The 7,654-nt window shown below is 34.9% G+C and carries 9 protein-coding genes and 1 pseudogene; 4 read left to right on the top strand and 6 right to left on the bottom strand.

The window, feature by feature from the left end:
- From AACZ30_RS11740 to AACZ30_RS11725, 4 genes and pseudogenes are all read left to right on the top strand, one after another.
- Positions 1 to 192: pseudogene (locus AACZ30_RS11740) on the top strand (Na(+)-translocating NADH-quinone reductase subunit F); the annotation flags it as partial.
- A 63-nt stretch (positions 193 to 255) separates the two neighbouring features.
- Positions 256 to 1,263 (top strand): FAD:protein FMN transferase, encoded by a 1,008-nt coding sequence (locus AACZ30_RS11735; protein ID WP_339649529.1) that lies wholly within the window; start codon positions 256 to 258, stop codon positions 1,261 to 1,263.
- 156 nt (positions 1,264 to 1,419) lie between these two features.
- Positions 1,420 to 2,046, top strand: coding sequence for a hypothetical protein (locus tag AACZ30_RS11730; protein ID WP_339649528.1), 627 nt, complete (start codon positions 1,420 to 1,422; stop codon positions 2,044 to 2,046).
- Positions 2,047 to 2,113: 67 nt separating this feature from the next.
- Positions 2,114 to 3,508 carry a S41 family peptidase gene (locus AACZ30_RS11725; protein ID WP_339649527.1) on the top strand — a complete coding sequence of 465 codons (1,395 nt, stop codon included), beginning with the start codon at positions 2,114 to 2,116 and terminating at the stop codon, positions 3,506 to 3,508.
- 38 nt (positions 3,509 to 3,546) lie between these two features.
- Here the strand turns inward: AACZ30_RS11725 and AACZ30_RS11720 are convergent, their stop codons facing one another.
- The 6 genes from AACZ30_RS11720 to gpmI form a co-directional block, all read right to left on the bottom strand.
- On the bottom strand, positions 3,547 to 4,311 hold the full coding sequence (locus tag AACZ30_RS11720) for a class I SAM-dependent methyltransferase (RefSeq protein WP_339649526.1): 765 nt from the start codon (positions 4,309 to 4,311) through the stop codon (positions 3,547 to 3,549).
- A gap of 19 nt (positions 4,312 to 4,330) precedes the next feature.
- On the bottom strand, positions 4,331 to 4,894 hold the full coding sequence (locus tag AACZ30_RS11715) for an HNH endonuclease signature motif containing protein (RefSeq protein ID WP_208222664.1): 564 nt from the start codon (positions 4,892 to 4,894) through the stop codon (positions 4,331 to 4,333).
- Complete coding sequence (gene map, locus AACZ30_RS11710; protein WP_339649525.1) at positions 4,878 to 5,702, bottom strand: type I methionyl aminopeptidase; 825 nt, start codon at positions 5,700 to 5,702, stop codon at positions 4,878 to 4,880. Before map ends, AACZ30_RS11715 begins: the two co-directional genes overlap by 17 nt.
- A gap of 9 nt (positions 5,703 to 5,711) precedes the next feature.
- On the bottom strand, positions 5,712 to 6,119 hold the full coding sequence (locus AACZ30_RS11705; RefSeq protein ID WP_339649524.1) for a hydrolase: 408 nt from the start codon (positions 6,117 to 6,119) through the stop codon (positions 5,712 to 5,714).
- Positions 6,120 to 6,168: 49 nt separating this feature from the next.
- Positions 6,169 to 6,702, bottom strand: a complete 534-nt coding sequence (locus tag AACZ30_RS11700) for a thioredoxin family protein (protein ID WP_339649522.1) — start codon at positions 6,700 to 6,702, stop codon at positions 6,169 to 6,171.
- 7 nt (positions 6,703 to 6,709) lie between these two features.
- Positions 6,710 to 7,654: 2,3-bisphosphoglycerate-independent phosphoglycerate mutase (gene gpmI / locus AACZ30_RS11695; RefSeq protein WP_339649521.1), on the bottom strand; the 945-nt coding region annotated here is incomplete at its 5' end.

Genomic DNA, 7,654 nt, shown 5'->3' with positions numbered 1-7,654 from the left:
GCAATAGAATATCCGCATAATCCCAAAGATTATGATCTTACCTTTCTTAGATCTATAAAAGACCATGCCGTTAAATTTAAAGCCCGTACTTTTTACGCCGGGGTAGGTCTGGCTAATTCTTCCGATTATGAAAAACCGGTAATGCACGGCGAGGAATATGTGGTAAATTACGAAGGCTGGCAGGAAATTTAAATCTTACCGTATCAGCTAAGGTTCAACTTCTGCTTAATTAATCTCCGCTAATCTTATATATAGATGAAAAAAATCTCAGTTTTACTTCTTCTTATTTTTCTTAGTTTTTCCTGTAATAATGATGTTTCTCAGGTCTATACCGAGGCTGGAAAAGCATTAGGAACCACCTACCAGATAAAATATTTTTCTTCGGAAAACTTTAATACTGAAAAGGCTTTAGATTCTATTTTTGAAGTTATCAATACCTCAATGAGTACTTATCAGGATAATTCTGATATCTCCCGGATAAATTCCGGCGCTGAAAATGTAAAAGTAGATGTTCATTTTCAAAATGTATTTAACTATTCTAAACAGGTTTTTAATGAAAGCAAAGGCTATTTTGATCCAACTGTAGGCAGTTTGGTCAACGCCTATGGTTTTGGCCCTGATAAACCTTTAAATGAACCTGATGGTGCTGTTTTAGATTCTATAAAACAACTTGTGGGATTTGAGAAAGTCAGGTTAACCGGCAATAATACAATTCAAAAAGAAAACCCGAATATCTATCTCGACTTTAATGCTATAGCCAAAGGTTACACTATAGATGTAATCGCGGAATATTTAGATTCTAAAAATGTTGAAAACTACCTAATAGAGTTGGGCGGGGAATTAGTAGCCAAAGGCAAAAATTTAGAACGTGAATCCAGTTGGAACGTTGCAATAGATAATCCGCAGCAAACTGATGCAGAACGTACTTTACAAACTGTACTTGCGCTGAAGAATCGTGCGATGGCAACTTCGGGAAATTACCGAAAATTCAGAATAGACAGCATTACTGGAAATCGTTATGTACACACTATAAATCCATTAACCGGCAAAGCCGAAAAAAGCAATTTGCTAAGCGCATCTGTACTTGCTAAAAATTGTACTCTTGCCGATGGATACGCCACCGCTTTTATGGCTTTAGGTTATGAAAAATCCTTAGAAATGCTGGAAAAACTGGATAATGTAGATGTTTATTTTATCTATGTTGATAAGCAAGAAAGTATAAGGGTTTTTACTTCTGAAGGTTTTGAGAAGGCTTTGCGTTAGATTCTCTTGTGGTTTTATATTCGTACTCATTTAACTTATACCTGTTCGTTTAATTAATATTTCATCTTTTCAAAGTTATTTGCTGAAACCTTATGTCTATTTCATAGATTTTTTTGGTAAAAACTTATATTGGGAAGAATTAATAACTTCAATACAATGAAACACCTCTTACTCCTCATTTTTCTAATTCCTATCCTCACAAATGCTCAGGCAGAATCTATTGAGAATTCTGATATTGTGAATGTTTCCATACAAAACGGTCTGGAAGATTCAGATTTAGAAACCTTATTTGATTTTGAAAATATTAATTATTCTGAATTTTCTTTTCAGGGAGAATCAATTAAGGGGAAGTATTTTGTGATAAGAATGAAAGAATTTTCCAATGGCGATTTAATTAATACCACCACTTTATTTGATGAAAGCGGCAATGATTACTTTAAAATAGATTCTACCCAAACATCATTTAAATTTCTTAGTAAAATAGGGAGAGAAGATCTTAAAACCTGGATTAGAGGCAATAGGTTTGGGAGCAAAAAATTATATTTTCCTATTGATGAGGATAATGGAAATTATGTAGCCAAAGATTTCTTTGGAGCTAGAACGGTTCTGGAAAAAAATATAAATAATCCGTTTTACATTTTGGCAATAATTACTCCAAATAGAAACCCGGACGGATTAGCGTCCTATTGCAGAGTCGCACAATCAGAAATAGATCCTGATAATTTTGGTAAAGAATTCAATATTCCACATTATTATTTAGTTGAAATAGAATTTACCAACTAAATATTTTGACATTTAGATATAGGTGTAACAAATAATAATTTGAATTGTCTTTATTAAAACCTCTTTAATGTTATTTAAAAGATTATGCGTTCTTATTTTTATATTTTCCGGAATAAATTTCTATTCTCAAATCCCTGAGAGCTTAAAAAATACAGTATGGACCCAAGAGGGTTATGACAGAATTTTAAAAATTGAAGATTCTACTTACTCTTATTTTAATATTGATAAATACGATTGCGCAACTTTGGTAGATGGGAAATTTGCCGGAAGGTTTAGAATTGTAAATAGTACTGACGATCAATTAATTTTGAATCCGGGTGGGATTGTAGATTATAGGTTTAAAAGAACTGAAAAACTACCGGAAATATGCACGAAGAGAAGCACTAAAAAAGAGAAATCTTTCGAGGATAATTTCAAGGCATTCTGGGAAACCTTCGATAACAATTATGCGTTTTTTGAAGAAAGAGATTTAGACTGGCAAAAAGTATATAATAATTATTTACCAAAAGTTCAAAAAGTACAAACCAATCACCAATTTGCTTTACTTCTGAAAGAGATAATAGGAAAATTTAACGATGGACATATAAAACTTGAAATTCCAGATTCAATTTTGGAAAATAAGTCACAATCTAAGTCGGTTGAAAACTCATTTACCCAGGAAGACATAGTATTAGCTATAGATTCTAATTACCTGAAAGAAATAAATTCTTATAATGACGAGGTAATAAAATGGGGGACTATTCAAAAATCTAATATTGGTTACATAAGAATTGCCGATATGAATGATTTTGCGAATTACGTCCCGAAGGAATTTCAAAAGACAATTAAATTTGATAGTATTTATAATTTGAGAAAATACGCTGCAGAGCCTTTGGAGCAGTTTCAGGATGAAATTAACGGGGTTAGCCGGGTTATGAAAAAGGTTCTCAGTGATTTAGAAGATAGCGATTCAGTAATAATAGACCTTAGGTTCAATGGCGGCGGATATGAAACCGTTGCCTTAGAGTTATTAAGCTTTTTTGTTGCAGAAGAAAAAGAAATAATAAAAATAAAGGCAAAAACTGAAGATGGATTTACACCTGCTCAAATAGTTTCTTTAAAACCAAAAACAAAGAACCCTAAGAAAATCTATTTATTGATAAGTCCCGCAACTGCCAGCGCTGCCGAAATTTTTGCGCTTGGTGCCCTTAGTTATTCTAATATCGAAATTCTGGGTACTAAAAGTGCCGGAATCTTTTCAGAAATATTGTGGAAAAATCTTCCCAATGGCTGGGAATACAGTCTTTCTAATGAAGTTTATATGGATAGGGAAGGGCGTGCATACGAAAAAGAAGGAGTTCCTGTAGATTATGAATTAAATTACCCCATTAAAAGATTTAAGTTTTATAAAAGCTTCTATTCAAATAATGAATTTTCAGATTTAGCGATTGAAAAAGTTCTCAAGGGGGACTTTAGTGATTAATAAAAGTTTTTTCTTTTTTTGAAGTCCAATTTATTTTTTCATTTATAACAAACCGGAATAACTTCACCTTTTGCCAATCGGTATTTATCGATTTCTTCTACAGATAATTGGTTGGTGTAATCCACTTCCTCAACCTTAAAACCAATACTTCTTAATTTTTCAAAATAATCCCTGCCGTATATCCTTACGTGATCATACTGTCCAAAAATACGTTCCCGTTCTTTTCTATCGGTAATTGAATTATCTTCAAACGTAGTTTTCCGCTTTAAATCCTGCGGAATTTGCAATATAGCCGTACCGCCGGGTTTTAAAATGCGGTAAAGTTCCTGCATTGCTTTAGTATCATTTGGGATATGTTCTAAAACGTGGTTGCAGAGAATAAAATCAAATTCATTTTCTTTAAAAGGCAAATTACAAATATCGGCCTTAACATCGGCTAAAGGAGAGTTCAGGTCGGTAGTGGTGTAATCCAGGTTTTTTAGCTTTCTAAAGCGTTTGTAAAAAGCCTGTTCTGGGGCGAAGTGTAATACTTTAAGATTTTTACTAAAAAATTCAGTTTCATTTTTTAAAAAAAGCCAAAGTAGTCGATGGCGTTCCAGGGAAAGGGTAGAAGGGGAGAGCACATTTTCTCGCTGATTAATATATCCGTATGGTAAAAATTTAGAAAAGCTTTTCCCGTCTATCGGATCGGTATATTTGCTTCCGCGAAGCGCATATTTAAAGAAGGGTTTTACCCAGTAACTTAACCTGATAAGTAAAGGTCTTGGAACGGTGTTTAAAACTACTTTAAAAAGCTTGCTCATTAAAAATTGCTAACGCGGTTCAGACTTTTATATCGCCCCAGTTTTCGCCAGATTTAATACGATAAAGTTGCATTTCTGAAACTCCAAATTGTTTTGCTAAAACCTTTATCCTGGTTTTTCTTTTTGGGTCTAAAAGTTTCTTTTTTAATATTACCGCCTGTGCATAGGTAAGTTTTGAATAGGTAACAACACGTCTTAACTTTCGTTTCCGTTTGTTTTCTTTTACACCAGGACTGTTATGCTGGTGTTTTACCCATTCTTCCTGGGTGGTCCAGGCAAGATTCTCTAAACGATTATCGTCTTTTTTAAAATTCTTATGTATTACGAATTTATCGTCGTCTTTTTTGTCAAGAAAAAGTTCAGCAACAATGCGGTGCACGTAGTATGCTTTATGTTTTCCATTTTGAAGTCTTGGTGAAAAACTTGTGTAACCATTTGTGCGCCCACCATTTATTAATTCGCCTTCAGGATTCTGCACATAGCTAATTATCCTACCATAGTTGGAAACATCATAAACAAAACGGTCCTGCCATTCTTCTTTATGAAGTCTTTTCCAAATTTCACCTCTAAATTTCTTTACCATATACCTCGGCTTTAAACTCATCTTCTTCATCACTCTCAATTCCTAAAGCTTCATAAATATAATCGAAGGTAGATAATAATTGTGGTTTACCTTCTACAAGTGCAACATCATGTTCAAAATGAGCGCTTGGTGTATTATCTGCTGTTAAGATGGTCCAGCCATCTGGCAATTGTTTAATTCTTCTGGTTCCCAGGTTTATCATTGGCTCAATAGCTACAACCATTCCCTCTATAAATTTCTTACCGCGACCGCGTTTACCATAATTAGGCATTTCGGGATCTTCATGCATATCAGCACCTAAACCGTGACCTACCAATTCTCTTACTACGCCATAGCCCCTGTCTTCAGTATATTTTTGAATGGCATAACCAACATCACCAACACGGTTGCCAATTTTAAATTCCCTAATACCAACATACAAGGATTCTTTTGTGGCTTTTAAAAGTTCCTTTACTTCAGGTTTTACCTCACCAACTTCAAAGGTATAAGCGTGGTCACCATAAAATCCGTTTTTTAGAGCGCCACAATCTATAGAGATGATATCGCCTTCTTCTAAAGGTTTATCGTTAGGAATCCCGTGTACTACCTGAGCGTTAGGGCTCATGCAAAGTGAGTTGGGAAAATCGTACATTCCCAAAAAACCCGGTTCTGCACCGTGATCGCGAATAAACTCTTCGGCCATTTTATCTAATTCCAAAGTGGTAACTCCGGGTTTAATATGCGGCGCAAGCATTCCCAGGGTTTTAGACACGATAAGTGCGCTTTCACGCATCAATTCTATTTCTTCAGGATTTTTGGTAATTATCATATTCTGAATTTAAAATCGGCCTAAAAAACCGAATTTCTTCTTTTGCTTTTTATTTTCTCTAATTATAGCTCTGTCTTTCAATCGCTGGTAAATCTCTCCCCAACCCCACATTCCGCCTATATTGCGATCGTCTATAAAAATATCGGCCAGGATCTTACGGCTTATGTTTTCCTCAAAAACCTCCTCAGGATAACTTTTATTAATAGCGTAAAACTGAAGCCCCCTTTTTTCGCAAAATTTAACTGCTTCTTCCAGTTTATCTTCTGCCCGGTACGTCCATAAAATCAATCGGTGCCCGTCTTCCTGAAGCTTTTTAAGGGTTTCAAAAGCAAAAAGCTTTGGTTTCCCTATCTCCGGAAATTTATTTTCTACAATAGTTCCATCAAAATCTACTGCAATGGTTAAGGTATGGGGCATAACGCAAAATTAGTAAGATTTACCGAATATTAACTTCAGAAGTGCCTCTTTATTCTGAATAAGGATCTGTATATTTTTTCCCTTTCACTATTTTAGCTAAATCTTCTTCCAGGCTTTCTATAGAATACTCTACAAAACGGTTAACTTCCTTTCCATCTTTCATAAAAATTATGGTAGGAACACGATGAATTTTGTATTCTTTATCTAGATCACCGGGAGCTTTTTTAGCGAAGTTTACAGCAATATTTTTAAGATTTTTTCTATCAAAATTAACTTCATCTAAAAGCTTAAAAAACTTTGGTACCTCGTAACGGCTATCGCCACACCAGGTTCCCATAAACATTAGAATTTCATAATCGTGAATATTCTTTTTAATAGTTTTTAAAGCTTCTTTTTTAGGTGTGTAATTTTCATAACCGGGAGTAAACCACCGGGAATGCGGTGCTTTCTCTAAATCGGCCTGCGTGAATTCACCTAAAAGAATCTCTACTGAATTTTTATTTTCTATACTTACTTCTTTATCTGAAACCTCGCCTGAAATTAGGGAGAATCCCAAAAAAAGCAATAATACCTTATTTATCATTTTTCAATTAAATTAGTGGGTCTTCAGTCATCATTTCTGGCTGGTCTATTCCCATTAACTTTAGGATAGTCGGCGCGATGTTTCCAAGCTTACCACTTTTAATAGATTTCACGTCTTTGTCCAGTAAAATTAATGGCACAGGACTGGTTGTATGGGCCGTGTTTGGGCTTCCATCTTCATTAATCATAATCTCGCTATTCCCGTGATCTGCAATAATAATTACTGAATAATCATTTTCCAGCGCAGTTTCAGCTACATCTTTAGCGCAAGAATCTACGGTTTCCACAGCTTTTACAGCAGCATCAAAAACACCGGTATGGCCAACCATATCAGGGTTTGCGAAATTCAGACAAATAAAATCTGCCGATTCGTCTTTAAGTTCAGGAATAATTTTATCCCTAATTTCAAAAGCACTCATTTCGGGCTGAAGGTCGTAAGTGGCTACTTTAGGCGAACTGCACATTAAACGTTTTTCTCCTTTAAATGGCTTTTCGCGGCCACCGCTAAAGAAAAAAGTTACGTGGGGATACTTTTCGGTTTCAGCAATTCTAATTTGCTTTTTGCCCATATACTCCAAAACTTCTCCCAGGGTAGATTTAATGTTATCTTTTTTGAAAACTACGTTTATGCCTTCAAAACTATCGTCATACTTTGTTACCGTTACATAATATAGCGGTAATTTCTTCATATTATATTCAGGAAAATCGTCCTGGGTTAATGCCTGAGTAAGCTGCCTTCCCCTATCGGTTCTAAAATTGAAGAAAATTACAACTTCTTTCTCTTTTAAAGTTGCAACCGGCTCACCGGCTTCATTGGTCATTACAATGGGTTCAATAAACTCGTCACTAATATTGTTTTTATAACTTTTAGCAATGGTTTCAGCAGCATTGGTGCTTTTGGTGCCTTCGCCTTTTACAATAAGATCGTAAGCTTTTTTCACTCTTTCCCAGCG

Source organism: uncultured Salegentibacter sp. (assembly GCF_963972535.1).
GTDB lineage: Bacteria > Bacteroidota > Bacteroidia > Flavobacteriales > Flavobacteriaceae > Salegentibacter.
The sequence above is the reverse complement of the archived record's forward strand: the minus strand, read 5'-3'. Positions and strand labels throughout refer to the sequence as shown.

Coding starts and splice junctions, on each gene's coding strand:
- AACZ30_RS11735 (WP_339649529.1), top strand. CDS start 256: ATGAAAAAAATCTCAGTTTTACTTCTTCTTATTTTTCTTAGTTTTTCC.
- AACZ30_RS11725 (WP_339649527.1), top strand. CDS start 2,114: ATGTTATTTAAAAGATTATGCGTTCTTATTTTTATATTTTCCGGAATA.
- map (WP_339649525.1), bottom strand. CDS start 5,702: ATGATAATTACCAAAAATCCTGAAGAAATAGAATTGATGCGTGAAAGC.
- AACZ30_RS11720 (WP_339649526.1), bottom strand. CDS start 4,311: ATGAGCAAGCTTTTTAAAGTAGTTTTAAACACCGTTCCAAGACCTTTA.
- AACZ30_RS11730 (WP_339649528.1), top strand. CDS start 1,420: ATGAAACACCTCTTACTCCTCATTTTTCTAATTCCTATCCTCACAAAT.
- AACZ30_RS11715 (WP_208222664.1), bottom strand. CDS start 4,894: ATGGTAAAGAAATTTAGAGGTGAAATTTGGAAAAGACTTCATAAAGAA.
- AACZ30_RS11705 (WP_339649524.1), bottom strand. CDS start 6,119: ATGCCCCATACCTTAACCATTGCAGTAGATTTTGATGGAACTATTGTA.
- AACZ30_RS11700 (WP_339649522.1), bottom strand. CDS start 6,702: ATGATAAATAAGGTATTATTGCTTTTTTTGGGATTCTCCCTAATTTCA.